Origin of the sequence: Bacterioplanoides sp., assembly GCF_965219715.1 — a bacterium.
In the GTDB taxonomy this organism is placed as follows: Bacteria; Pseudomonadota; Gammaproteobacteria; order Pseudomonadales; family Oceanobacteraceae; genus Bacterioplanoides.
In genome coordinates this window covers 4126454-4151946 of the sequence record NZ_OZ244785.1, presented here as the reverse complement: position 1 = coordinate 4151946, position 25493 = coordinate 4126454, and the positions used below count along the sequence as shown (strand labels likewise).

The 25493-nt window shown below is 48.9% G+C and carries 21 protein-coding genes; 6 read left to right on the top strand and 15 right to left on the bottom strand.

Annotation, left to right across the window (positions count from 1 at the left end; translation table 11 throughout):
* Positions 1-16: 16 nt before the first annotated feature.
* From trpE to ACOQOZ_RS19260, 3 genes are all read right to left on the bottom strand, one after another.
* Entirely contained in the window at positions 17-1504 is a 1488-nt protein-coding gene (trpE, locus tag ACOQOZ_RS19270; protein WP_420589777.1) for an anthranilate synthase component I, read from the bottom strand.
* A gap of 238 nt (positions 1505-1742) precedes the next feature.
* A complete protein-coding gene (locus tag ACOQOZ_RS19265) occupies positions 1743-2411 on the bottom strand; it encodes an HAD family hydrolase (protein ID WP_420589776.1) in 669 nt (222 codons plus the stop codon).
* A 34-nt stretch (positions 2412-2445) separates the two neighbouring features.
* On the bottom strand, positions 2446-2970 hold the full coding sequence (locus ACOQOZ_RS19260) for an opioid growth factor receptor-related protein (protein ID WP_420589775.1): 525 nt from the start codon (positions 2968-2970) through the stop codon (positions 2446-2448).
* Between the two features lie 174 nt (positions 2971-3144).
* Here ACOQOZ_RS19260 and ACOQOZ_RS19255 point away from each other — a divergent pair, with 174 nt between their 5' ends.
* Positions 3145-3492, top strand: coding sequence for an HPF/RaiA family ribosome-associated protein (locus ACOQOZ_RS19255; RefSeq protein ID WP_420589774.1), 348 nt, complete (start codon positions 3145-3147; stop codon positions 3490-3492).
* Between the two features lie 68 nt (positions 3493-3560).
* Here ACOQOZ_RS19255 and ACOQOZ_RS19250 read toward each other — a convergent pair whose 3' ends face one another.
* The 6 genes from ACOQOZ_RS19250 to bioB all read right to left on the bottom strand — a co-directional run bounded on the left by ACOQOZ_RS19250 (position 3561) and on the right by bioB (position 10819).
* Entirely contained in the window at positions 3561-4148 is a 588-nt protein-coding gene (locus tag ACOQOZ_RS19250; RefSeq protein ID WP_420589773.1) for a TetR/AcrR family transcriptional regulator, read from the bottom strand.
* Positions 4149-4330: 182 nt separating this feature from the next.
* Positions 4331-6121: an acyl-CoA dehydrogenase C-terminal domain-containing protein gene (locus ACOQOZ_RS19245; protein WP_420589772.1), complete on the bottom strand. Its 1791-nt coding sequence runs from the start codon at positions 6119-6121 to the stop codon at positions 4331-4333.
* A 160-nt stretch (positions 6122-6281) separates the two neighbouring features.
* Positions 6282-8087, bottom strand: a complete 1806-nt coding sequence (locus ACOQOZ_RS19240; protein ID WP_420589771.1) for an acyl-CoA dehydrogenase C-terminal domain-containing protein — start codon at positions 8085-8087, stop codon at positions 6282-6284.
* Positions 8088-8399: 312 nt separating this feature from the next.
* Positions 8400-9329, bottom strand: a complete 930-nt coding sequence (locus ACOQOZ_RS19235; RefSeq protein ID WP_420589770.1) for a putative metalloprotease CJM1_0395 family protein — start codon at positions 9327-9329, stop codon at positions 8400-8402.
* A gap of 37 nt (positions 9330-9366) precedes the next feature.
* Entirely contained in the window at positions 9367-9618 is a 252-nt protein-coding gene (locus tag ACOQOZ_RS19230) for a flagellar basal body rod C-terminal domain-containing protein (protein ID WP_420589769.1), read from the bottom strand.
* A 139-nt stretch (positions 9619-9757) separates the two neighbouring features.
* The gene (gene bioB / locus ACOQOZ_RS19225; RefSeq protein WP_420589768.1) at positions 9758-10819 is read right to left on the bottom strand and encodes a biotin synthase BioB; all 1062 of its coding nucleotides are present in this window, start codon (positions 10817-10819) and stop codon (positions 9758-9760) included.
* 405 nt (positions 10820-11224) lie between these two features.
* On the opposite strand from bioB, the gene ACOQOZ_RS19220 reads away from it, so the two are divergent.
* Genes ACOQOZ_RS19220 through ACOQOZ_RS19210 form a run of 3 tightly spaced genes read left to right on the top strand, consistent with a single transcriptional unit; the run spans position 11225 to position 13187 of the window.
* The gene (locus ACOQOZ_RS19220) at positions 11225-11641 is read left to right on the top strand and encodes a ComF family protein (protein ID WP_420589767.1); all 417 of its coding nucleotides are present in this window, start codon (positions 11225-11227) and stop codon (positions 11639-11641) included.
* 57 nt (positions 11642-11698) lie between these two features.
* Entirely contained in the window at positions 11699-12685 is a 987-nt protein-coding gene (locus tag ACOQOZ_RS19215; protein ID WP_420589766.1) for a serine/threonine protein kinase, read from the top strand.
* 10 nt (positions 12686-12695) lie between these two features.
* Entirely contained in the window at positions 12696-13187 is a 492-nt protein-coding gene (locus ACOQOZ_RS19210) for an outer membrane beta-barrel protein (RefSeq protein WP_420589765.1), read from the top strand.
* Positions 13188-13244: 57 nt separating this feature from the next.
* On the opposite strand, the gene ACOQOZ_RS19205 is transcribed toward ACOQOZ_RS19210, so the two are convergent.
* The 4 genes from ACOQOZ_RS19205 to ACOQOZ_RS19190 form a co-directional block, all read right to left on the bottom strand.
* Entirely contained in the window at positions 13245-14387 is a 1143-nt protein-coding gene (locus tag ACOQOZ_RS19205; RefSeq protein WP_420589764.1) for an acyl-CoA dehydrogenase family protein, read from the bottom strand.
* 174 nt (positions 14388-14561) lie between these two features.
* The gene (locus tag ACOQOZ_RS19200) at positions 14562-15926 is read right to left on the bottom strand and encodes a DUF1329 domain-containing protein (RefSeq protein ID WP_420589763.1); all 1365 of its coding nucleotides are present in this window, start codon (positions 15924-15926) and stop codon (positions 14562-14564) included.
* A 35-nt stretch (positions 15927-15961) separates the two neighbouring features.
* Positions 15962-17875: a DUF1302 domain-containing protein gene (locus ACOQOZ_RS19195; protein ID WP_420589762.1), complete on the bottom strand. Its 1914-nt coding sequence runs from the start codon at positions 17873-17875 to the stop codon at positions 15962-15964.
* A 37-nt stretch (positions 17876-17912) separates the two neighbouring features.
* Positions 17913-21161, bottom strand: a complete 3249-nt coding sequence (locus ACOQOZ_RS19190) for a hypothetical protein (RefSeq protein ID WP_420589761.1) — start codon at positions 21159-21161, stop codon at positions 17913-17915.
* Between the two features lie 405 nt (positions 21162-21566).
* On the opposite strand from ACOQOZ_RS19190, the gene ACOQOZ_RS19185 reads away from it, so the two are divergent.
* Positions 21567-22754, top strand: coding sequence for a thiolase family protein (locus tag ACOQOZ_RS19185; RefSeq protein ID WP_420589760.1), 1188 nt, complete (start codon positions 21567-21569; stop codon positions 22752-22754).
* Between the two features lie 326 nt (positions 22755-23080).
* Here the strand turns inward: ACOQOZ_RS19185 and purU are convergent, their stop codons facing one another.
* The gene (gene purU, locus ACOQOZ_RS19180; RefSeq protein ID WP_420589759.1) at positions 23081-23932 is read right to left on the bottom strand and encodes a formyltetrahydrofolate deformylase; all 852 of its coding nucleotides are present in this window, start codon (positions 23930-23932) and stop codon (positions 23081-23083) included.
* Between the two features lie 150 nt (positions 23933-24082).
* Here purU and ACOQOZ_RS19175 point away from each other — a divergent pair, with 150 nt between their 5' ends.
* On the top strand, positions 24083-24820 hold the full coding sequence (locus ACOQOZ_RS19175) for a hypothetical protein (RefSeq protein WP_420589758.1): 738 nt from the start codon (positions 24083-24085) through the stop codon (positions 24818-24820).
* Positions 24821-24826: 6 nt separating this feature from the next.
* Here the strand turns inward: ACOQOZ_RS19175 and ACOQOZ_RS19170 are convergent, their stop codons facing one another.
* Positions 24827-25486, bottom strand: coding sequence for a hypothetical protein (locus ACOQOZ_RS19170; protein WP_420589757.1), 660 nt, complete (start codon positions 25484-25486; stop codon positions 24827-24829).
* Positions 25487-25493 lie beyond the last annotated feature (7 nt).

Here is a 25493-nt window from a genome sequence, read left to right as displayed (position 1 = left end):
TGTGTACTCCTCTGCCTTATTCCTGATCCAGTCCGGCTTCCGCCATGGCAACCGCGCGGAACATCGCACGACCTTTATTCATGGTTTCTTTCCATTCCAGACGCGGCACAGAGTCCGCCACCACACCGGCGCCAGCCTGAATATTCAGCACGCCGTCTTTAATTACCGCAGTACGGATCGCAATTGCGGTATCCATATTGCCATTCCAGCTTAAATAACCCACAGCGCCGCCATAAACACCACGCTTGGTTGATTCAAATTCGTCGATAATTTCCATCGCCCGGATTTTTGGCGCACCGCTTAAGGTGCCCGCCGGATGAACCGCACGTAATACATCCATCGCGGTAATGCCGTCTTTAACTTTGCCTTTGACGTTAGAAACAATGTGCATCACATGGCTGTAGCGTTCCACCACCATCTGGTCCGTCACTTCCACTTCACCGGTTTGCGCAACACGACCCACGTCGTTACGGCCTAAATCGATCAACATTAAATGTTCGGCAATTTCTTTTGGATCACCTAATAATTCGGCTTCCAGCGCCTGATCTTCTTCTTCGGTCTGGCCACGATAACGGGTGCCGGCAATCGGACGAACCGTCACTTCACCATCTTCTAATCGTGCAAGAATTTCCGGAGAAGAACCCACCACGTGGAAATCACCCAAATTCAGGCAATACATATAAGGCGATGGGTTTAAGGTGCGCAGCGCGCGATAAATATTCACCGGGTCACCGGAATACGGCACCTGCATACGCTGTGAAATCACACACTGCATAATGTCACCGGATAACACGTATTCTTTGATGTTATCCACCGCATCCATAAATTCCTGCTCTCCAAACATAGAGCGGAAATCACTTTCAGCGACTTCTTTAGGCTCCGCCAACGGCTGACCTATTTCGCCCTGATATGGCGTGCGGATTTGCTGACGCAGTTGTTCAATGCGCTGCTCAGCGGCTTCTAACGCATTTTCAGCCGCAGGGTTGGCCATCACAATTAAATGCAGCTTGCCGCTGAGGTTATCGAACACCACCACTTCTTCCGACACCATCAATAAAATATCCGGTGTCTGTAAATCGTCTTGCGGGCAAGTGGCTTTTAATTTGGGTTCGATATAACGAATGGTGTCGTAACCAAAGTAGCCCACTAAGCCGCCATCAAATTTTGGCAGACCATCAAGGGTAGGCACTTTAAACTGCTGCTGAAATTCGCTGATGTATTGCAGCGGATCTTCGACATCAAACTGTTCGACAATGTCGCCGTCTTTTTCGATCTGAATCTGCTGACCATAAACCTTTAAAATTTCACGGCATGGCAAACCAATAATGGAGTAACGCCCCCATTTTTCGCCGCCCTGAACCGATTCAAGCAAATAGGTGTAAGGCTGAGCAGCCAGCTTTAAAAACGTCGTTAACGGTGTATCAAGATCAGCCAGTACCTGGCGTGCGACCGGTATACGGTTATAGCCCTGTTCAACCAGGGTATGGAATTGTTGCGGTGTCATATAAAACCTTTGGAGACTCGTTTGGTTAACACTGTGGCAGCCAGTTTTCAGGCACAGGTCCACATCACAGAAAAATTACTGTGTTAACACCATCGCTGGGTCAGATGCTGACCCTGCTGTAACGGGCGGTTATATTGGAAAAACACCGCGATCTCCGATAATCAGGGGAAATGTGATTGGGTAGCCGAACTATACCAGATAAGGGACTGCCGACAAGCATAAGCAGGAATGGAACACTTTATTCGCGCCAATCCAGGCAGGGCCAGCGTTTTTCACGAGCTATCAGACGTAATTCGTCATTCGGATTCAGTACCACAGGCTGAGCAACCGACTCCAGCAACGGCACATCTGAATGACTATCCGTGTAAAAAGCGGCATCGGCAAAGGTCAGATCACGCTCTTGCAGAAACTGGCGGGCCAGCGCCACTTTACCGTCGCCATAGCACATAGGTTGCTGCAAGCCACTGATCTCGCCGTTTTCTTCAACCAAACGGTTACTGATTACGTGGGGAATACCCAGCTCTTTTGCATACGCTTCAGCAACCACGTTGTCAGAGCCGGTAATCATGACCAACTCGGTCCCTTGGCGTTGATAAGCAAACAGTAAGGAAGCAGCCTGAGGATAAATATGAAAATTGCCGCGTTCGAGGAAGAAGTCATCAACCCTCTGGCGGTATTCAGCCAGAGTCATTCCCCGGGTTCGGGTACGGTAGTAATTGGAGAGGCGAGCATGTGTGACGGTGCCCTTTTTATACGCCCGATACAGCGATGCCAAAGCCTGGAGCGCTTCAACCATCGCCCAGCGCTCGTGTTTGAAGCGCCACTTAATCCAAAGACTGTTGGCATCCTTGTTAATCAGAGAATCATCGAGATCAAAAAACACAACCGGAAGGTCAAAAACCTGCATAGCAATGCTCGTTATTGGTCAGACCGACAGCCTATCATAAGGAGTCATCGACCCCCAGCGCTGCCAGGCGCCAATGGGTAATAGTGGCGGTTGATATCGCTTCAGGATTGGCCAGTGCCAGCTGTTGCAAGCCCTGCCACAAAGCAGTGACATGGGTATCGAGACCAAATAGTTTCAGTGATGCCAACATCCGGCTCAGACGTTTGTGATTGTGATTATCCGGCGTCATCCAGTGAAAATCGTGAACATCCTTTGGTGCCAGCAACTCAAAACCCTGTGGCGTCTCTCTTAATACCACGCCGTAAAACTGCAACATACGCAGCAATACACGGTGTACCGTGATCTGAAGCTCATGATCCTGACGAAATTCTACCGCCACCTCATCCGTGACAACCGGCGCCTCCGGGTTGTACGGGCTGGGTTTGCGCAGAGGAAATAACCACTGGATATAATCATGGCAACTCTCTAACTCGCTGTCTGAGAAAGCCAGAATACCGCTGAGCGTTCTGCCGCGGTGATCGGTGCCCGTACCTTTGTAAAAAGCAATGAGTGAATGCATAACACGCTCATTTATTCGTTAACTGAATCAGTATAGGCCTAAATTTCCTCACAGACGGTTACCAAAGTCTCAATCAAAAGGAAGTTGCTTTCCGTTATAAATAGTTGACCTAAGGCATGGTCAGAGTAACCTGAATCATCCATCCTTAGTAGGCAACTAACAAAAGGAGCGACTATGAAAGGTTTGGAAATCAGCTTCCGCGACATCGAACATTCTGCCGGTATTGAACAAACCATTCGGGAGAAGGCCGACAAGCTGACCTCAACATTTGACGGGATCACCGGGGTCAGAGCCGTTGTAGCCATGCCCCACAATCACAGCAACAAAGGAAAACTAGCTCACGTCTCGCTGGAAATCGGTTTACCCGGAGAGACGGTTGCGATCACCAACGACAATCACGACAATACTGACCACGAGGACATGTATGTAGCGGTACGCGATGCATTCGATAAGGCATCACGTAAGATTCGTAAAATCCATGACAAACGTGTCGACAAAAATCGCCGTGCTGGCGTCGCCTGACGTCACCACACAGATATAAAAAAGGCTCCATCAGGAGCCTTTTTACGTTTTCGGGCTGAGTCGAACAGTCAGAATCGACCTTTCAGCATCACCTGCAACAACCCAGGTCGTACCAAATCAGCGTATAGCTGTCCCATTTCCTGCGGCGGGATGGGGAAGTCTTCTTTAATCCAGCGCACAATCACCATAAAGGACGCTCCGGTTAAGAAGTCGACAACGTAGTTAACCTGACTGCGATCCTTAATCAGCGCTTCGTGGGCGTTGATATACCCTTCCATTACCCGGCCAACATACAATTTGAATTCCGCCAGCATCAGCGCCTCAACATCAGCTTCCACCAGCAACTTGGCAAAACGCGCGTTATCCGACCATTGGCGGAACATAATTTCAGCGATCTGTGGGTCAACATTTGGTGATGCCGTCAGCGAAGGCTCAACTTCCGCATAAAATTGCAGAAACATGCGCTCAATATAGCCACGCAACAAATCATCTTTTGAGTGGTAATGCAGGTAGAAGGTTGGTCGTGCAACCCCGGAATGCTGGCAAACATTCGCGACTGAAATTTTTCCATAAGGCTTTTCAGCCATCAGCTCCAGCAGAGAATCCATTAATAAACGTCGGGTGCGCTCCACCCGCTTATCAACGTCTTTAGACATAACTTCAGTTTCTGACAAATTTTAGACACCAGTCTATTACAAGCATGTGACAGATGTCAGCCCCGGCGCATTAGCCTTTTGGCCAACAACACAGTGTTTCACTGTGCAAAACCTGCAATACCGTATCACAGGCATAAAAAAGCCACCCGAAGGTGGCTTTTTTAACGTTCAGAAAACAGCGATTAAGCCGTTTCAAACATGTCTTCTTCCAGCTCGAACAATGGCTCTGCACCACCTTTAACGGCAGCAGTCAGACCAATGTAACGTGGCAGCAGACGCTTAACGAAGAAACGTGCAGTACCCAGTTTCGCTTTGTAGAAAGCTTCGTCAGCGTTGTTCAGAGCAACAGACGCCATCTTCGCCCACATGTAAGCGAATGCGGTGTAACCAAATACCTGCAGGTATTCAACAGAAGCAGCACCCACTTCATTCGGGTTGCCCTGAGCACTGTCGATTACCCACTGAGTCAGGTCATTCAGGTTTTCCAGCGCAGCTTTTAACGGCTCAATGAACTCAGCCATGGCTTCGTTATCCGCCTGAGTCGCGATGAATTCGTTGATGTCCTGCTCGAACAGCTTGTAGAACGCGCCATTGTTACCAACAACTTTACGACCCATCAGATCCAGTGCCTGAATGCCGTTAGTGCCTTCGTAGATCTGGGTGATACGGATATCACGAACGTATTGCTCCTGACCCCATTCACGGATAAAGCCATGACCACCAAATACCTGCTGACCAGCCACTGCAGATTCCAGAGCGTTGTCAGTCAGGAAGGCTTTAGCAACCGGAGTTAACAGTGCCAGCATTGCATCAGCGTGCTTACGGTCTTCTTCGTTGTCGGTGAACTTAGCGATGTCCAGCCACTTAGCAACGTAAGTAGAGAATGCACGACCACCTTCAGTGAACGCACGTGAAGTCATCAGCATACGACGCACATCCGGGTGTACGATGATTGGATCAGCCGCTTTGTCTTTCGCCTGAGCACCGGTTGGCGCACGAGACTGAATACGGTCACGAGCGTATTCAACAGCATTCTGGTAAGACGCTTCAGCCGCGCCAATGCCCTGGATGCCTACACCCAGACGCTCGTAGTTCATCATGGTGAACATAGCCGCCAGGCCTTTGTTCTCTTCACCAACTAACCAACCTTTAGCGCCGTCAAAGTTCATCACACAGGTAGCAGAACCTTTGATACCCATTTTGTGTTCGATAGAACCACAACCCATGGTGTTGCGCTCGCCCAGAGAGCCGTCTTCGTTCACCAGGAACTTAGGAACCAGGAACAGGGAGATGCCTTTAGGGCCAGCTGGTGCATCCGGCAGTTTTGCCAGAACCAAGTGGATGATGTTCTCGGCCATATCATGCTCACCCCAGGTGATGAAGATCTTAGTGCCGGTTACATCGTAAGAACCATCAGCGTTTGGAGTCGCCTTGGTACGGATAATACCCAGGTCGGTACCTGCGTGTGGTTCAGTCAGGTCCATTGCGCCCGACCAAACGCCAGAATACATATTTGGCAGATATTTCTCTTTCAGTTCCTGAGAACCATGAGCATTCAGAGACAGACATGCGCCAGCAGTCAGCATCGGAGCCAGACCGAACGACATGTTAGAGCCCTGAACCATTTCTTCCATCTGACCAACCAGAGTTTTCGGCATACCCATGCCACCAAACTCAGGGTTGCCACCCAGACCGTTCAGGCCGGCTTCGGTGTAAGTCTGATACGCTTCTTTGAAGCCTGGAGCCGCAGTGACTTCACCGTCGTTCCAGGTAGAGCCTTGCTCATCACCTTCGCGGTTCAGTGGTGCCAGAACCTGACTGGCGATCTTGCCGCACTCTTCTAGGATGGCTTCGGCGGTTTCAACATCAACCACGCCTTCTAAACCAGCTAACGAACTCCACAGTTTGTCAGCTTCAAAAACTTCATTCAGGACAAAGCGCATGTCGCGCAATGGGGCCTTATATTCTGCCATGATTCACCTCGTGTATATTGTTCGTTCTGTCATTGGCTCCAGCGACAGACCAATAAACAAAACGCCGCTATTGTAACGGCTGAAATTAAATTGCCTATACCAGAACGCAAAAAACCGCGTCAACACTGTCGTGAAGCGCGGTTCTTTGTGTCAGATCAAATTAGAACGCAAAGTGTTCTTCATCCAGATCCATCAGCGTATCCGCACCAGCAACCATAGTTGCCGCGTGGCCTGCAGTGCGAGGCAGGATACGAGTGTAATAGAAGCGAGCGGTTGTCAGCTTAGCTTTGTAGAAGTCTTCTTCTGTAGTACCTGCAGCCAATGCTTCCTGAGCCGCTTTAGCCATGGTTGCCCACAGGTAAGCCAGCGTCACATAGCCAGAGTACATCAGGTAATCAACAGAAGCAGAGCCAACTTCGTTACGATCCTTCATGGCGTTCATACCAATCTTCATGGTCAGATCGCCCCACTCTTTGTTCAGCTTGGTCAGCGGCTCAATGAACGGCGCCATAGCTTCGTTTTCTGCATTTTCTTTGCAGAAAGTGTGAACAATCTTAGTGAAGTTCTTCAGGCTTTGACCCTGAGTCATCAGTACTTTACGGCCTAACAGGTCAAGTGCCTGAATACCGGTAGTACCTTCATAGATGGTAGAGATCTTAGCGTCACGTACCAGCTGCTCCATGCCCCACTCAGCGATGAAACCATGGCCACCGAATACCTGAACACCCAGGTTAGTAGACTCAACACCCGCTTCAGTCAGGAACGCTTTCGCGATAGGAGTCAGGAAGCCAAGCAGTTCATCTGCAGCTTTCTTCTCTTCGTCAGAGTTACCGTAATGAACAATGTCATTTTGCATCGCAGTCAGGTAAACCAGAGCACGACCACCTTCAGCAAATGCTTTCTGAGTCAGCAGCATTTTACGAACGTCTGGGTGAACGATGATTGGGTCAGCTGCTTTCTCAGGCGCCTTAGGACCAGTCAGAGAGCGCATTGCCAGACGGTCTTTAGCGTATGCCAGAGCGCCCTGGAAAGAACCTTCAGCTGCAGTAACACCCTGCAGAGCAGTACCGATACGAGCGGTGTTCATAAAGGTGAACATGCAGTTCAGACCTTTGTTCTCAGGACCGATCAGGAAGCCTTTTGCACCGTCGAAGTTCATCACACAGGTAGAGTTACCGTGGATACCCATTTTGTGTTCGATAGAACCACAAACAACCGCATTGCGATCGCCAACACTGCCGTCTTCAGCTGCGTTGAACTTAGGAACGATGAACAGAGAAATACCTTTGGTACCTTCTGGTGCACCTGGCAGACGGGCCAGAACGATGTGCACAATGTTCTCAGCCATGTCGTGTTCACCGGCAGAGATAAAGATTTTGGTACCAGAAATAGAGTAAGAACCGTCAGCGTTTGGCTCAGCTTTGGTTTTCAGAATACCCAGGTCAGAACCACAGTGAGGCTCAGTCAGACACATGGTACCAGTCCACTCACCGCTAACCAGCTTGGTCAGGTAAGTGTCTTTCTGCTCCTGAGTACCCCAGGAAGAGATGGTGTTCATTGCACCGTGAGACAGACCCGGGTACATGCCCCAAGACCAGTTCGCAGTACCAACCATTTCAGATACAACACTGCCCAGAGACTCAGGCATGCCCTGACCACCAACTTCTTCGTCGTGAGACAGTGTTGGCCAACCGCCTTCAACGTACTGAGCATAAGCTTCTTTGAAGCCAGTAGGAGTGGTTACAGAACCATCTTCGTGACGAGTACAACCTTCTTCATCACCTACACGGTTCAGTGGTGCAAGAACGTTTTCACAGAACTTAGCACCTTCATTGATGATCGCATCGATCATCTCTGGAGTAGCGTTCTCTGCATAGGCTGGCAGGCTGGCGTAATGGCCTGGCATGTCCAACACTTCGTCCATCACGAACTTCATATCACGTAGGGGAGCTTTATACTCTGGCATAGCGACTGACCTCTTTGCCTTATTGTGTTCGGGCAGCTTCACGGCTGCTGTTTATTAATACGATGGTCTTATCTGACCACCTTTTCAAACAAGTGTTTGAAACATACGTTCGCCTACCGACATTGTCAAGCCTGAGGAGCATAGCAATCACAGGCTTTTTGCTGCGGCATCCGACGAAAAAGGTTGGAGAATAGATTGTCTGACAGGTCAGAAGTGACAATCCGTGCTATTTGGGTAAACGGTATAAAGAATGGATGACTAATGGATAGATCAAGGGGAGCGGCCGATTACAGCCCAGTTCCGGTCAACGTGTCAGACAACATCATCGATCAGATCACCGGCATTGGCCGCCGGTGGTGCAGAGATTTCCAGCAAAAACTCGTTAATGCGGCGTAAGCGCTGGTTCTGCTCAGAAAACACATCGGCTGCCGTTTGGCTGTCTTTCCGCTTCTCCGCATCTTCTGCTTTTTCTTTCTTCTCTTTTTCAGCGGCTGCTTTTTCCTCAGCACTCAACGACTGAGAATCTTTTTCACTCTCTTCCTCTGCCGTGTTACGTCGTTCACTCAGAATTTCAGAACGCGCTTCTGCTGCCTGCTGAGCCGCCAGAGCAGCAACCTGGCGGTCCTGCGTTGAAGGTTCAGCAGGTGCCAGGGCTGCACGTTGCACCCGCTGCATTTTCTCAAGCGTCGCTTGTGGATCGCCACTCACTTTGCTGACATCAATCGGAACTTCACCACCAACGGCGTAACGCACGCCATCCGGGCCTTTCTGGTAAGTAAAGGAAGGACTACCAGCCAGTTCGCCACCAACCGCAGCGTGAGCTGCTTCATGGGCTTTCACCTCAGCGTCACGAGCCTTGAGCTGACGAATTACCGCCAAATCGGCCTGTTGTTGGCGTTGCTCGGCTTTATCCTGAGCTTCTTTGCGCTCTGCAGTTACATCCTGTTGTGCTTCTGATCTGTCCTTTTCACCAGACGCCGTCTGAGCCTGTGCGTCATCTTCGGCAACCGGACTGCCTGAATCACTCTCATCAACCGACTCACGTTCAATCTCCTGCACTGGCTGAATCGGTTGCTCACTGGCACGCCGTCCAGCCTCGCTGATGGACACCGCATCAACCGGAGCAAAGGCTACCGAACCAGCATTTTCAGCATCCTCAACCGCCACGACGCCAGCGCCACCAGCGATATTCGCTGGTGCTGCAGGAGCTGTGATCTGGTTGGTGTTAACTGAAATCTGCATACTGGATTACTCAGTGCGTTTCTGACTCAGGCCAGAATCAGGCTTCAATATCGATGATTGAGCCCAATGTCTTATCAGCGGCCTGAACAACTTTGGCATTGGTTTCGACAGAACGTTCCGCCTGTTTCAGGTCCGTGGTTGCTTCGGCAATCTTGCCACTGCCTTCGACAGGACGAGTGGTGGTTGCATCAACAACCTCCTGCGCGGCACGCTTAACCTGATCGCTGCTCTGATTGATACCAGCAGTTGCGGTGGTGAATGCCGATCCTGCGGTGGAACCAATATTCATACGAACCTCCAGTCTGAAACTGACGACAATGTTTAATGATTGTTTATATTTTAAGCAGCCATAACAACAGAAGCCAGCTTATCGCTGGCTTCTGTTAGATCTGATAATTATATGGTTAAAGTTCTTCGCTAATGGTCGACTAGCCCGCAGTGGCGTCATAGAACTGCGCGTTAGGGTCGTCCTTAGCGGCCACCTTCAACAATTCATCCAGTTCTTTGGGTTGTTTTGTCACTTTGTGGTCTGAATTAATACCCAGCTTACGGAACAGATCCTGATCTTTATTCGCTGCAGGATTTGGTGTGGTCAGCAGACACTCACCGTAGAAAATTGAGTTCGCACCGGCAAAGAAACACATCGACTGCATCTCTTCCGTCATTTCTTCACGACCGGCACTCAGACGAACGTGAGATTTTGGCATCATGATGCGCGCTGCCGCGATGGTACGCACGAAGTCCAGAGGGTCCAGATCACCTTCCGCTTCCAGTGGTGTGCCGGCAACTTTAACCAGCTGGTTAATCGGCACCGAATCCGGGTGTTTGGGCATATTTGCCAGCTGCACTAACAGGCCAGCACGGTCTTTAACCTGCTCGCCCATACCGAGAATACCGCCAGAACATACCTTCATACCGGCATCACGGACATTTTGCAGAGTCTCTAAACGGTCTGAATAAGTACGGGTAGTAATGATATCACCGTAGTATTCCGGAGAGGTGTCCAGGTTGTGGTTGTAATAGTCCAGGCCAGCGTCAGCCAAGCGCTGAGACTTGTCTTCGTCCAGCATGCCTAAGGTCATGCAGGTTTCCATACCCAGATCCTTAACGCCCTTCACCATCGCCAGTACGTAAGGCATGTCTTTTTCACGAGGAGAACGCCATGCAGCTCCCATACAAAAACGATCGGAACCTGCAGCCTGCGCTGCTTTGGCTTTCTCGATCACCGCTTCGACTTCCATCAGGCGCTCTTTTTCCAGCTTGGTGTCGTAACGCGCACTCTGTGGACAATAAGCACAATCTTCCGGGCAAGCACCGGTTTTGATCGACAGCAGGGTACTGACCTGAACCTGGTTAGGGTCGAAATGCTGGCGATGAACACTATGAGCCTCGAACAACAAATCATTCATCGGCTTACTCATCAGTGCCTCAACTTCGGCGACTGTCCAGTCATGACGTGTGCCGGTATTTAATTCAGCCACCTGACCCATAGTTAATCCTCTGCCATCACTACTATATTATTCACGGAATGATACATACTAAGTTTTCACAGGGAGCGGTCAACTTTGTATCGTATAAGAGAGAACATCAGCTCATTTTTCACACAACTGTTAAATTACCACAGCCAGTGCGAACTTTGCCTGGAAGCGGTCGGTTTTACGCCTTTTCTCTGCAAACGTTGTTACAGCAATTTGAGCACGCCGGAGCCGGCCTGCAGCCAATGCTCAGAGCCTATACCTGCGACTCTGAGCACACAAAATCAGATTCGCTGCGGCCGCTGCCAGAAATCACCACCCGCTTTTGATTACAGCCATTGCCACTTTCTATATGCACCTCCGGTCTCGAACTGGTTACACCAACTCAAAGATAAGCGGCAATTTATCTGGTGTAATAAGTTGTCGGCATTAATGCTGAAACAACCGCCAAAGACGCTAGCCGTAGTTGATGGCCTGGTGTTTATCCCTTCATCTTTTGGCCGAACCGTAAAACGAGGTTTCAACACCGCGGAGCTGCTTGCTTACAATTTAAGCCACAGCACTGGTATTCCGGTTATAACCAATGCTCTGATCAAACTCCCGGCAAAGGACCAGCGCACGTTAAACCGCGCGCAAAGAAAACAAAATCTTCGCCATAGCTTGCGGGCCGGGAACCTGGATTTATCCGCACAGCACTTGTTGATCGTTGATGACGTGATGACAACCGGTGCAACCATGGACGTTGCTGCCAGATGCCTGAAGTCTCAAGGAGCCAATATTGTCGGTGGTTGGGCATTTGCGCGAACGCCGCCACCGCAGCAATATTCATCAAGTTAGAGAATTGAATGGCTTTGCGGCATACTGCGCCCAGTTTATTAATGCCTGTGAGACCCTATGACCAGCCACCCTTATAGCGATTTAACGCCAGAAAAAGTGATGGATGCCATCGAAACTCTGGGTTACATCTGTGACGCACGGGTTTTCCCACTGAACAGTTACGAAAATCGCGTTTATCAGGTTGGTATTGAGGAAGAGCAGCCTCTCATCGCCAAATTTTATCGCCCGGGCCGCTGGAGCAAAGAATGCATCCAGGAGGAACATAACTTTCTGCTGGAGCTGCAACAGCAGGAATTACCGGTGATTGCTCCCATCGTTGTTAACGACAAATCGTTGTTCGAGTACTCCGGCTTTTATTTTGCGATTTTCAAACGCCAGGGTGGCCATGCTCCAGAGCTCAGTAGCGACAATGATCTGGAACTGCTTGGCCGTTGGTTAGGACAACTTCACAATATTGGTAGTAGCCGCAATTTTATTCATCGACCCACCATTCGTGGTGCTGACGACCTGGTGTTAGCTGAACAGCAGGTATTGTCTTCTGATCTGATGCCGCCAGATTACAATCCAGCGTACACATCCCTGATGGCAGATCTGACCAAGGAACTGCAACAGCGTTACCAGCCAGACAGCTTCGCCTCTCTGAGATTGCATGGTGATTTACACACCGGAAATTTATTACTGCGTAACGAAGAGCTCTACATGGTCGATTTTGATGACTGCCTACAGGGCCCGGCGATGCAGGATATCTGGATGTTACTCAGCGGTGAGCGGCACGAACAACAACAGCAGTTAATGACGATTGCCGAAGGCTATGAAATGTTTCGCCAGTTTCCATCGCAGGAATTGCAACTGGTTGAAGCATTACGAACGTTACGTATTGCCCGTTATGCTGCCTGGCTGTGTCAACGCTGGCAGGACCCGGCATTTCCTCAAGCATTCCCCTGGTTAGAAAGCCATCAATTCTGGTCGCAACATATTTTATCGCTGCGCGAACAGCTTGCTGCTTTACGCGAACCGGCGATTGAACTTATTCGTTTTAATTAAGGAAACACCCATGAAAAAAATTCTGGCTATCAGCGCTCTGCTCGCCAGTTTCGGCGCAACGGCTAACGACGAGAAAATCCAGATTCAATTAGATAAGCTCTACATTGGTGGTGGCGTATCACAAAATATCATCGACTCTCCGTTTGGTAGCTCAAACCTTGATGCAACCGGCTTTTCAGTTTTTGCCGGTTACGAGCTGAACAATGATATTCCGCAAGTCGACACAAGCGTTGAAGTGGGTTACAGCCAGACAGGCGACTTCATTGGTAACAATGACATCAGCGGATTATGGTTGAGCGCGCTGGCACAAAAACATTTACCGGAAATTGATAATCGCCTTTCGGCACTCGCACGAGCGGGTGTCGATTTTGGCGATGATGATGGTTTATTTATGGGAGTTGGTGCTGCATTTCAGCTGATTCCACAATTTGATATTCGCGCTGAATACATTAATAAAGATGCGTCAACGGTCTATCAGCTTGGCGCTGTATACAAGTTCTGATCAGACAATGACGAATAAAAAAGCCCGCCTTTCGTTATGAACCGCGGGCTTTTTTATTTATTTCAGAACTTCACGACTGATCAGTTCTTTCATAATTTCAGTGGTTCCACCATAAATTCGTTGAATCCTGGCGTCTACATAAGCACGGGCAACTCCGTATTCACGCATGTAACCGTAGCCACCATGGAGTTGCAGACAACCATCAGCAACACGCCCCTGCATCTCCGATGTTGAGTACTTAGCCATACTGACGGTTGCCACATCCAGGTCACCGGTCTCAAATTTGGCAATACATTCATCGACAAACGAGCGGTGAATACGGATATCCGTCGCCATTTCGGCCATGCGGAATTTGGTATTCTGAAAACTCGCAATATCCTGACCAAAAGCTTTACGTTCTTTCACGTAGGTTTTGGTTTCTTCCAATACATTTTCTGCGGCGGCTACCGCTCCTACTGCAAGAGTTAAGCGTTCGCGTTGCAATTCGCTCATCATCACACCAAAGCCTGCGTCGACATTGCCCAATACCGCGGACGCAGGTACACGAACGTCTTCAAAAAATAACTCCGAAGTATCGCTGGCATGCATACCAATTTTTTCCAGGTTACGGCCGCGCTGGAATCCAGGGGTACTGGTATCCAATAAAAATAAGGTTGTACCGCGCGAGCCCGGAGCCTCGAGATTAGTTTTGGCAACAACAACCACCAGGTCACAATGCTGACCGTTAGTGATAAAGGTTTTACTGCCATTAATCACGAATTCATCGCCATCTTTTTTCGCGTAGGTGCGGATTCCCTGTAAATCACTGCCAGCCCCAGGCTCTGTCATTGCCAATGCTGCAACAATTTCACCGCTCACCATTTTCGGCAAATAACGCTGTTTCTGCTCTTCCGTTCCGTGATTCACAATATAGTGAGCAACAATATCAGAGTGAATCGCTACACTTCCGGCAAGGCCACTGCAGTTTGCGCGTTGAATCTCTTCCATAATGATCATGGAGAAATGAAAGCTTGTGCCATAACCGCCGTATTGCTCCGGAACATCAACCGCCAACAGCCCCTGATCTCCCATTTTATTCCAGACTTCCCGCGGGAAAATTTCTTCTTTATCCCACTGCTCGTAATCCGGAGCAATTTCAGTTTGCATAAAACGACGAACATTATCGCGAAACAATTGTAATTCAGCAGTTTGATCAGACATGGAGAAACACCGTGTAATTTTTTATTCGATTGATGCGAGTATCACGAATTTCTCAGTGTTTAGATATGCTGAAACTGCTCAGTCGAACTGACTAAAAAATTCAGTTATTTCTTTTAGGCGAAAAAAAACGGATGCCGAAGCATCCGTTTTTTGTTTGCGCATTTCTGGTGTCGCTTAACGACGGCCTGAACGACGCAGTGCAGCTGGAGTGTAGTCTTTCTGAGTACGTTCGAAGCCGAATTCATAAGAACCGTTTTCTTCGTTATCCAGACCCAGAACCAGGTAACGGCCAGAGTTCAGATCGTACAGAGTTTCTACCGCATACCAAGGTACCAGCGTATCGTAGAACATCATGTTGTGAGCTTCCGCAACACGCCACAGTTGGCCACGACCATCGTAGTGATCGATTTCGGTTGCTTGCCAGGTGTCTTCATCGATATAGAACACACGCTTGCCGTAGATATGACGCTTACCATCTTTCAGGGTTGCTTCAACTTTCCACACACGGTGTAACTCATAACGAGTCAGATCCTGATTAATGTGGCCAGCCTTAACGATATCATCGTACTTAACGTCACCACTGTTCAGCTCATAAGAGTTGTATGGAATGTACATCTCCTGCTTACCGATCAGTTTCCAGTCGTAACGATCTGGCGCACCGTTAAACATATCGAAGTTATCTGAAGTACGCAGACCATCGGACGCAGTACCCGGACCATCATAAGCAACCTGTGGAGCACGACGTACACGACGCTGACCAGCGTTGTATACCCAGGCTTTACGAGGTTCTTTTACCTGGTCCAGTGTTTCGTGTACCAGCAGAACATTACCTGCCAGACGCGCTGGAGAAACAACATCCTGCTTGAAGTAGAACAGTACATTGTTGTCTTTGCTTGGATCGAAATCTTTCAGCTTATTACGGAAAGTAAATTCGTCTTTAAAGCGTACCAGCGTGTAGTCGCCATTTGCCTGCGGGGTTGCCTGGCCCACTACACGGGAAACCGAACCGCCGCGGTAGCGAACGATGTGGTTCCAGATAGCTTCCAGACCATTAGCCGGAATTGGGAAAGGAGTACCTTCTACGTAGTTCTCCAGACCGTTACCACCCTGAACCAGTTTGGTATCCGTTGCGTTTTTCTTAGTTGCATCGTAGATGAACTGAGGGTACGCCGCAGAACGATGAGTTTTAAATACCGGCATACGATAAGTTTCCGGGTATTTTTCGAACAACGCTTTTTGACCATCAGACAGCTTGTCAGCGTATTGTTTGTAGTTAGCCGCAGTAATTACAAACTCAGGCTTTTCACCGGCAAATGGATTAACGTGTTTCTGACCAACAGTGTAACCAGCTGGCGGCTTGGTAATACCACCATTCCAGGCTGGAATTTCACCACCATTGCCGCCCATCTCAGCGCCGTTAGGTGTCAGAGAAGAACCAATCTTTGCTGCATCAGCAGGAGCCACAGCAGCATTCGCAGCACTTACCATCAGGGACAGCGCTAATACGCCGCCCCAGGTTTTATAGTGTTTTTTCAACATGGTTGTTAAACCTCAATATTCCTGATCTTCTCTTATTAGAATGAGTACTTAGCCGACAGGCTAATGTTGTCGCGATCCTTGATCTGGTTGTAATCACCGCCACTGAAGTTAGTGTAGTTGATATCAACAGACGTTTGGTTCTGGTAAACAAAGGTCACACCCAGACCAGTGGTCAGGCGATCATCCAGGAACTGAGCACCTGGCTCAGGACCGTTGCCTTTGTCATACGCGACAGATAATTTTGGAGAAACGTTTACACCAGCAAACGCGTTGTTGAAGTCCATAACTGCACGCAAGCGGATACCACCAGACACTTCGGTTACAAAACCATCGTCGGTACAGTTATCGGTGTTCAGATTTTGACCGCTACCCGGCGCAGTACAGAAGTTGGTAGCCGCGATTTCAGGCGTTGCAGTCCAAACACCATCGTTATTACCAATACCGTAAGCACCTGAACGACCATAACGGGCATCGTCTGTATCAGGCAGATCCGGGATATAAGTAGCACCGATTTCACTTACCAGAGCCAGACGGTCAGCGCCCAGAACACGGTCATAGAACTTGATGAATGTCATCTGTGCTTGCCAGATATCAAACTCGTCATAACCTTGTGCGATTTTGCCGTACAGTTTTTTAGCATCGCCAACTTCTTTGGCACGCTGCTGATACAGACGGCTATATGGCGCGCCAGTACCGGCTAACAGCAGTTCGAATGCATTCCACTGGATAGGCGCATCAGGCTTATAGCTGATTTCACCAGAGATCGAAGCACCGCCTTCGGTAGAAGTCGCGAAGCTGATACCAGAAATCTGCAGATCTTCAGGGTAGGCGATCTGGTAAACCGGATAGCGTGTGTCGAAGTCTGGATTTGGGTTAACGCGATCACCCTGCACCAGACCAGTCTGAGGGTCCGTCGCAGCCGCATAGTTAGTTACACCACCATTAATAAATGGCAGACGGCTATGGATGTTCATGTGATAGAAACCGAATTCAGTGTCACCCAACGCTTCTGAATACCAACGTAAGGCAATACCATATTGACCAGAGTCTTTTGGCTCGTCGTCACGCAGACGCTCAGTAACCGGAGCAGTACGTTGCGAAAGTTTCTTACCGGCATCGATCTCTTTCTGACGCTCAATCAGAATATCGCGTTCGTCGTTGGCGCCGCCCAGGATTACTGGTCCACAGCCGTCACCACCAAAATCATTGGTAGAGAAGAATGTACCACATGGGTCAATACGGGTTTTTTCCCACTCCAACTGGTAGAAGGCTTCTAAGCTCAAATCAGCCGTCAGGCCAACCGAGGTGTAGAACATGTTAACGGGTAACAAACCTTCTTTTACTTCAGCACCTGGCTTACGAAATGCAGACGCATCTACCGGGTTAATGCTGTTAACACCACCCTGGATAAAGGTTGATTCGCCCCAGCTAACAACCTGACGACCTAAACGTAAACTAACAGGGGTATCGCCCAGATAGTAATCTGCCCAAACGTACGCATCCTGCAGCTCAGCACCTTTACCGGCAGCGTCCTTAGTTTCCTGAATCAGTGGCTTAAAGTCAGTATCCTGATCCATGATTGCCGCGTCGTAGTATGCACGAGCACGGAAGAAAGCACCGTAGTTGTCATAGTTGATCTCAAGGTCAGAGCTCCACTTAACAACATGAGTGTAGATATCACCCTTTTTATAGTTCAGGGTGCCGTCGTCGTAGTTATACGATGAACCCTTACCCTTGTTGCCAGTTGCAGCGCCATTGCCAGGGTGGATCTGGTGCGAACCTGGCTCTTCCAAGCGCCAGCCAACACCATAACTCACGGTGTTATCCCACTGTGCACTCAGATCACCAAAATTAAATTCAACTGCATGCGCATTTGCGGCACTTAATACACCAATTGCAACAGCCAGAGGCAGTTTGCGGGCGTTCAATGTGAATGCTTTTCTTTTCATTATTGTCTCCAAATTCCGCTAACTCTGAGACCAGCGCTTATTGCGCTGGCACCTCTAGTACATTCGTATCTTTCACCAGCAGTGACTTGTATTCAGCCCCTGCATTATAAGCATCAAAGAAGGTCACAATCTGCATGTACTCTTCAGCAAAAACGTCTTGCGGGTCTGCTGACGAGAAGGTGCTGTGCGTGCCCTTCGAGATACGAACGTTCTGACGCAATACATCGCTGCTGGTCAGAATACCGGTTCCGTTTGGTCCTGGGTTATTAACCTTAACTGCATCAGCAACTGGCTTAGTCAGCTTATCGGTGATACCAAGTTGAGTGACTAAAGGATCGGTACCAGCAAGCAGAGAACGTGCACTTGGCTGTGATGGATTTAAGGCGTTGTTCGGTACAACCTGGTCAGAAAGCTCCGGAGTGGCATCCGCATTTTCTTTAAATCCACCCACATCTTCATACACCAGAACCGGCATCCCTTCTAATGTAGAGGTAAAGTTGATCGGGTCACCCGAGTCAATAGTTGCCTGGAATACAGTGAAGAATGTTTCCAGAGAAGCGTCACCTTGCTTCAGGCCATTACCGGCCAAGCCCGCAAGAATCTGAGCACCAATACCAGGCGAGTTCTCCAACAGCTTCACGATACCACCACCTGGGTTGCCCAGTGCAGCAGCTTTTACAGGTTTAAGGTTTGTGTTGTATTTTTGAACATCAGGATCGTTGTTAACTGCAAGGAAGGTCGTTCCAACAATGCCACCTAATGAGTGACCAATGAAAAATACCTTGTCAGCGTTGAAGTCATTAGAGTTATCTCCATCAACATCCATGCTACCAATCGAAGCATTTAAGTTCAGTAGATCAACAACAGTCTGGCGGATATGATCGCGGGTACGACCAAAGTTCTGTAGGTTGATATACAAATCAGCAGATTTTCCCACCGACTCAGCTTCAACCAATTTACCTGCATCGTCATATTTAAAGACCATTGCAATACCAGGCTTCGCTTTATCAGCCGCTGCCTTACCTTTAGCAATGTTGTTGTGACGTTCTTTTAAATCTTTCAGAGCATGATCAGGGTTAGCTTTCACTAAAGCATTAACAGCAAAAGCAAATGGGCTGGCTTTTTGTGCGATTTCAGCTGTTTCAGATGCAACCTGCTCGACATTAAACAGAGCTCGGCTATTCACACCAGCGCTGTCCAGAGGAGCAACACCGTGTGCTACATGGTCAATAGCAACCATAGCGATACATTGCTTAGCTAGTGCATTACCTACAAGTAACCCTGCTGTACGGTCAACAGTAATACCATGCTGGTAGATTGCTACAGGCCAACCGTCTGCAGGCTTCGCAATAGCAGGAGCTGGGCCTGCACCATCAGGGTCGCAGCTAGCAGGAGGTAATGTCGCCATCACCGGCAACATTGAATTACCAACCTTGTTTGCGAATGGGAAACGGTAACTAACATTGGCAGTGCCGTCTTTATCACGTGGCGCATCCAGGCCATTTCTCAATGCTTTAGAAATAGCATCGCTACCTCGCCACATTCCCAAAGCACCATCTGCTGTGCCCACTACCGCATCAGGGAGGTAATTCGGCATCGTTAGGCCACCCTGACGGATCGATCCACCCGAGGTCAGAGCATTTACCTGCCCTGTTACAATAGCTGTTCGTAAGCCTGCAAGATATTGTGGAGCTAACTGTTCGCTTGCCTTCAGGATAGGTCGTACTGTCGCACCATCAGTAGTTGGCAGAGTGCCGGCCTGAGCTTCATTAATTTTTACTGCAACCTGACCGGCGATGGCATCAAGTTGAGCCGCCGCTGCCGCTGCACTTCCACCACCGTCAACGACAGATTTAGTAATAGCGCCTTCACCAGTTGCAATATCGGTAATCTGAGCTTCAACACGTGGAGTAATCTGCGATGTCAGTAACGACGTAAATGGAACAGCAACCCCAGGAATTTCGGTATATGTACGCGCTTTAGGGGAGTCTACCAGAGCATTCAGACCAGGCAGCGCTGCTGCAATTTTACCGGTAATTTGACCTCGCAATGCATTCTTGTATGCGTCCGCAGCAATTGCATTGGCTTTTACCAAAGCAATAACATTATCAGCTGTATGATCGATATCGACATCTGGGCGTGCACTAACCGCTTGAGCAACGCCTGCTGCAACCTGTTTCAACGAAGCTTCGGCTCGAGCGGCGACAGCAGCATCAGTTTCGTCATCTGCCTTAGTAGCAATAACACCGGCGCGAACTTTAGCTTCCGCTTCCGCAATGGAACCACCAACAATGAATGTTTCAGGTGCAGCCATCGCTTTCAGTACATCGGTAGTACCACCAGTAGTAAATGCATAAGAAAGAATGATATCCCCTGCGTTACCACCCGGCTTCGACAAGCTATAGAAACCGCCTGCAATGTTTTCGGTTAATTTTACCAAGTCACGAACCGCAGAAAGGCGAGGAGAGAATAAACTTCCGTCACCTGTTAACGATGTGTACTCGGTCGGCTCAGTCAAGGGCTGACCTGATGAGTCACGCAATTCATTAGTAAGCGCAACCACATATTTTGTTTTAGGTAGCAATGGCTTTTTAGGCATAATTCTGAGATGCGGAACAGATTGACCTGTTGGCGTTTTCAGAATCACTTGACTCAAATCGAATTGAGGAAATCCAGGGAGACTTGAGTCTGGATTGCCTTGACTATTGAACATACCTGGATTCAGAGACTTCCTGATAATCCCTGCTGCTGCGGCAGTATTTCCAGCTGCTACAGCAGCCTGTAACCCAGCCACATCGACGATTGTACGAATGTTGAGAGGATCGACGGGGGTGGTTCCGACAGAAGGTTCATTACTGGCATTTCGCAGCGGGATCAATAAAACTTTGCCATTTGCACTTAAATCGGACTCAAGAAGTCCGTTAAGAGGAATGTCAATTGGAGCAATGGTGGAGAAACCATCCAGATCATTAATCGCGGTTTTAACCGGATTAGACTCCGGGTTTGCAATATCAGCAGTACCGTCAGCACCTGGGGTTACGCCTGCAACAACGCCAGTGCCGCTATTGGCTGCGTAAATCAGGTCATTCGCAAGTGGCAGCTGAGATGTTGCCGGCGAGAAAATTGGGCTAACAGTATCAGCGGCTTTGCCACCCAAGGTTGGGTCACCTGCCTGAACTGCTGTCTGATCGACTTTATTATTACCTTCGACACTACTGATTTGACAGCCTGCCATTCCTGCGGCGGTTGCTGCAATTGCAAGGCTGAGAAGCGTTTTCTTCACCATATTGCTACCTGTTCTGTGTTTTTTATGGTTATTGGTGCACCTATCGGAGCAGACCTGCCCCAAAGATATGCACTGACTATAATGTTGCCCTCTAACACCCTCATCACTCGAAAGTATGATTCAGTAGTAGAGGTCAGGTCATTTTGTATCTGTACGTAACACCACTTTAGTCAAAGATGCCAGCCCCGCCAGCCCTGCTGGTACCTTTTTCCCAGACACAGGCACCCATCTGCGAGCAATTGCTCAATCCGTGTACAAATCTTCAGCAACTACAATATTTCAGGACTATTTGCGCCACACTTCCGATCTTCAAACGAGCGTTTTATTTTTCTTATGGCTGTGAATTCATCAGACCTTGATCTAATATGTCGCCACTTTTTTGAGGTCAAATGTCAGGAGAAATCCATGTCTAAGCAAGATTCTGTCGTTATCGTTGGCGGCGCACGTACACCAATGGGCGGCTTTATGGGCAGCCTGAGCTCTGTTCCAGCGGTAGATCTGGGCGCGATTGCTATTGAAGAAGCAATCAACCGCGCAGGTATCGACAAAGCTGACGTTGAAGATGTAACCATGGGCTGCGTATTACCAGCGGGTATGAAGCAAGGCCCAGCCCGTCAGGCCATGCGCAAAGCAGGTCTGCCGGATGCAACCGGTGCTACCACCATCAACAAGTTGTGTGGCTCAGGCATGAAAGCAACCATGTTTGCTCACGATGCGATTAAAGCAGGCACCGTTGATATCGCCGTTGCCGGTGGTATGGAATCTATGTCTAACGCTCCTTACGTTTTAGAAGGCGCCCGTGGCGGCTACCGCATGGGTGCAGGCCCGGCTCCACAAGACCACATGTTCCTGGATGGTCTGCAAGACGCAGAAACCGGCAAACTGATGGGCGCATTTGCCCAGGAAGTTGCCGATAAGAAAGGCTACACACGTGAGCAAATGGACGAATACGCCATCCGCTCTCTGACTCGTGCTAAGAAAGCGATTGAAGAAGGCCTGAACAACGCGGAAATCGTTCCGGTAACCGTTAAAACCCGTAAAGGCGAAACCGTTGTTGATAACGATGAGCAGCCATTCAACGCTAACATCGAGAAGATCCCAACTCTGCGCCCTGCTTTCGCGAAAGACGGTACTGTAACCGCAGCTAACGCCTCATCTATTTCTGATGGTGCATCTGCTCTGGTTCTGATGCGTGAAAGTACTGCTGAAGAAAAAGGCGCGAAGCCAATCGCTCGCATCGTTGCCCACAGCACCAACTCTCAGCACCCATCTGAGTTCACCATTGCTCCGGTTGGCGCAATCGAGAAAGTTCTGGATAAAGCGGGCTGGTCTAAAGACGACGTTGATGTTTTCGAAATCAACGAAGCGTTCGCAATGGTTGCGATGATGCCTATCATCGATCTGGGTCTGGATGCTGAAAAAGTAAACATCTACGGCGGTGCTTGTGCCCAGGGTCACCCGGTTGGATCTACCGGTTCTCGCCTGATCGTTACTCTGATGAACGCGCTGAAAAACACCGGTGGTAAAAAAGGTGTTGCCGCTCTGTGTATTGGTGGTGGTGAAGCAACAGCCGTTGCGATTGAAATGCTGTAATCAGCTTTTCTTCAAAGTCTCAATAAAAAACGGGCACTGTGAAAACAGCGCCCGTTTTTTATTTCACTGAATTTTAGTCTTTGCATAGAACATCAAAATATTTTCAGCCACACCTAACTCAAGGAGCATCCCTGCATCCTGAGTTGGACACGCCGCTCCATGCGGCTGTTTTGAAAATACTTCAATATTCTATGCTGCCAGGCACACAGTCGTGTTTTTTAAAGCAGCAACAGGATGTTGCGGGCACATCTCAGGCACAGGGATGTGCCTTACGATGTGTGCGACTGAAAAATCACGACTGTTTTACTGGCAGCGATAAGCCAAACTCAAAACACAATGGTTTTATTACCGTGTAATAGCACCCGATCTTCGATGTGGCTGCGTACTCCACGTGCAAGAACCATTTTCTCAACGTCTTTACCCAAACGCACCATATCTTCGACAGTGTTGGTGTGACTGATTCGCATCACATCCTGATCAATGATTGGGCCAGCATCCAGCTCCTGCGTTACATAATGGCAGGTTGCACCAATGAGTTTCACTCCACGTTCAGCCGCCTGGTGGTATGGCTTAGCGCCGACAAATGAAGGCAGGAAGCTGTGGTGAATGTTGATTACCTGTCCGGCATAACGCTCACACAACTCCGGTGGGATAATTTGCATATACCGCGCCAGTACAATGGTGTCTGCCTGGTGTTCTTCAACAATGGCATTTACACGACGGAAATGCTCAGCTTTGTTGTCTTTATCAACCGGCACATGGAAGAACGGAATTCCATGCCACTCGACGAGAGAACGCAAAGTATCGTGATTAGAGATAACACAAGGAATATCGAAGATAAGCTCCTTGCTATGCCAGCGGTGCAACAAGTCAACCAGGCAGTGGCTCTCTTTACTCGCCATCAAAATCACTTTTTTCGGCTGGCCGGAATCATTCACGTGCCAGTCCATATCAAATTCCTGAGCAATGGGCTCGAACGCTTGCTTCAGGCCTTCGAGATCAAAAGGCAGGGAATCAGCACGAATACAGTGACGCATAAAAAAGCGTCCGGTTACCGGGTCTGAATAGTGGTTTGCCTCAACAATCCAACCACCATGACCTGAAAAAAACTGACCAACTTTTGCAACAATACCTACCCGATCAGGGCAGGAAATGGTTAAACGGTACACTCGTTCCATACAATTCCAAACTTTCTGACTTACTATATCTGTTTCAACTAACAGGGTTGCAGGATAGCTGCTTTAGTGATTAGCTGATATCAGCAGTAAGAATAATAAATACAAAATCCAAAGAGGGCGCCTATGTTAACCCTTCGGTCAGCTTTTCTCATGCTCTTTATCTGCCTGCCAAGTCATGCAGATCCAGTGCAACTGGAGCAACAGGTATTTAATCTGGGGACTTCGGTCAAATCCCTGCTACTAAAGTATTATCACGTCCAGGCGGATGAAGGTAACGGCGAGTTGATTATGGATCTCGATCGTCGCCTGCAGCAAACCCAACAGAACCACGCTTCCATTCAAAACAGCCTTGGCGGCCGCTACCTCAAACAAAGCCAGAATATTAAGACGCACTGGTCGGCGTTTAACCAGCACCTGAATGCCAACCTATCGGAAATTCGTGAGAGCGCCTTTCCGGAACTTCAGGTGGTAACTCTGATGCGTGAAGCAGCCAATGCCATGGTTGTGGAGCTGGATAGCCTGGCGCTGCTAGTGGCGCAGGACAACGAACTGCAACTCAGTGCCTCGCAAAACTGGGCCAGACAACAAACCCGGTTATTACAGCAAGTTGTCGAACGTTACATCGAACGCGCGGCATCTTCGATGGGCGCACCGCTGTCCGTTGATGGTCCGCAATTACCGGAGCTGATGGCCAGTTTTAAACAAGGTCTGGAACTGTTTCCACAAGGGAAAGCCGGATCGGACGCAAGCCGTTCTCTCAGCCGCATCAAAGGGCAATGGCTGTTTATCGAGAAGTCAGCCCAGGATCAAAGTGCTCGATTAGTGCCCTATCTGGTGATGCGTTATACCGACAGCATTCTCAACCGCCTACAACAACTGGCAAGCTGAATTACCTCACAACAATTGCGACACATCAGGCTCACTGTATTGAGCCTGAGTGTGTTTAATCGCATGGGAAAGAATCCGATCAGCTTCAACTGGCCCTAGCCGTTCGCATAAACCGATATAAATGTAATTCAGTAGCTTCCGCAAAGCCGCAGATTCAACATCAGCAATATCCATAACACCCTGTGGGCTTTCTTTCCAAAGCGTGAATGCATAAGCCAGGCGTGCATCCAGAGAATGACGCTCCGCCTGCTCTTGGGCATATTTGCCAATACTGCGTGCAGTGTCGCTGCGTAATGAGGTAAATATATCCCGCGCTACCGTAGAAAAAGCTGCCGACCAATCAGAAACTGCAGTCGCTTCAACAAACGGGTTTAACAACTCCAGCTCGGTTAACTCTTCTGCGTAGTTTTGCATATCAACAATAGGGTCGGCTTTCAGTTCTTTTTCTTCCAGCATCATGCAACTGATTAAACGCCGATATAAATTTGCACGATTTCCGGCAATGGCCTGAATATGATTACAAGCCGATAAAAAACCATTTAATTCAAATTGTGATTTATGTGAAAACTGTTGTTGCCAGCACCACATTGCTTGCCACAATTCAGCTCCCTCAACGACCTCAGATAAAACGGTAAATACTGCACGACGTTTATGTTCAATATTCATTCGGATA

What these genes read in the sequence shown, in the direction of transcription:
- ACOQOZ_RS19215 (WP_420589766.1), top strand. Translation starts at nt 11,699, where the DNA reads ATGACCAGCCACCCTTATAGCGATTTAACGCCAGAAAAAGTGATGGAT.
- ACOQOZ_RS19200 (WP_420589763.1), bottom strand. Translation starts at nt 15,926, where the DNA reads ATGTTGAAAAAACACTATAAAACCTGGGGCGGCGTATTAGCGCTGTCC.
- ACOQOZ_RS19185 (WP_420589760.1), top strand. Translation starts at nt 21,567, where the DNA reads ATGTCTAAGCAAGATTCTGTCGTTATCGTTGGCGGCGCACGTACACCA.
- purU (WP_420589759.1), bottom strand. Translation starts at nt 23,932, where the DNA reads ATGGAACGAGTGTACCGTTTAACCATTTCCTGCCCTGATCGGGTAGGT.
- ACOQOZ_RS19255 (WP_420589774.1), top strand. Translation starts at nt 3,145, where the DNA reads ATGAAAGGTTTGGAAATCAGCTTCCGCGACATCGAACATTCTGCCGGT.
- ACOQOZ_RS19260 (WP_420589775.1), bottom strand. Translation starts at nt 2,970, where the DNA reads ATGCATTCACTCATTGCTTTTTACAAAGGTACGGGCACCGATCACCGC.
- ACOQOZ_RS19195 (WP_420589762.1), bottom strand. Translation starts at nt 17,875, where the DNA reads ATGAAAAGAAAAGCATTCACATTGAACGCCCGCAAACTGCCTCTGGCT.
- ACOQOZ_RS19245 (WP_420589772.1), bottom strand. Translation starts at nt 6,121, where the DNA reads ATGGCAGAATATAAGGCCCCATTGCGCGACATGCGCTTTGTCCTGAAT.
- ACOQOZ_RS19230 (WP_420589769.1), bottom strand. Translation starts at nt 9,618, where the DNA reads ATGAATATTGGTTCCACCGCAGGATCGGCATTCACCACCGCAACTGCT.
- ACOQOZ_RS19210 (WP_420589765.1), top strand. Translation starts at nt 12,696, where the DNA reads ATGAAAAAAATTCTGGCTATCAGCGCTCTGCTCGCCAGTTTCGGCGCA.
- ACOQOZ_RS19250 (WP_420589773.1), bottom strand. Translation starts at nt 4,148, where the DNA reads ATGTCTAAAGACGTTGATAAGCGGGTGGAGCGCACCCGACGTTTATTA.
- ACOQOZ_RS19235 (WP_420589770.1), bottom strand. Translation starts at nt 9,329, where the DNA reads ATGCAGATTTCAGTTAACACCAACCAGATCACAGCTCCTGCAGCACCA.
- ACOQOZ_RS19205 (WP_420589764.1), bottom strand. Translation starts at nt 14,387, where the DNA reads ATGTCTGATCAAACTGCTGAATTACAATTGTTTCGCGATAATGTTCGT.
- bioB (WP_420589768.1), bottom strand. Translation starts at nt 10,819, where the DNA reads ATGGGTCAGGTGGCTGAATTAAATACCGGCACACGTCATGACTGGACA.
- ACOQOZ_RS19175 (WP_420589758.1), top strand. Translation starts at nt 24,083, where the DNA reads ATGCTCTTTATCTGCCTGCCAAGTCATGCAGATCCAGTGCAACTGGAG.
- ACOQOZ_RS19170 (WP_420589757.1), bottom strand. Translation starts at nt 25,486, where the DNA reads ATGAATATTGAACATAAACGTCGTGCAGTATTTACCGTTTTATCTGAG.
- trpE (WP_420589777.1), bottom strand. Translation starts at nt 1,504, where the DNA reads ATGACACCGCAACAATTCCATACCCTGGTTGAACAGGGCTATAACCGT.
- ACOQOZ_RS19190 (WP_420589761.1), bottom strand. Translation starts at nt 21,161, where the DNA reads ATGGTGAAGAAAACGCTTCTCAGCCTTGCAATTGCAGCAACCGCCGCA.
- ACOQOZ_RS19265 (WP_420589776.1), bottom strand. Translation starts at nt 2,411, where the DNA reads ATGCAGGTTTTTGACCTTCCGGTTGTGTTTTTTGATCTCGATGATTCT.
- ACOQOZ_RS19240 (WP_420589771.1), bottom strand. Translation starts at nt 8,087, where the DNA reads ATGCCAGAGTATAAAGCTCCCCTACGTGATATGAAGTTCGTGATGGAC.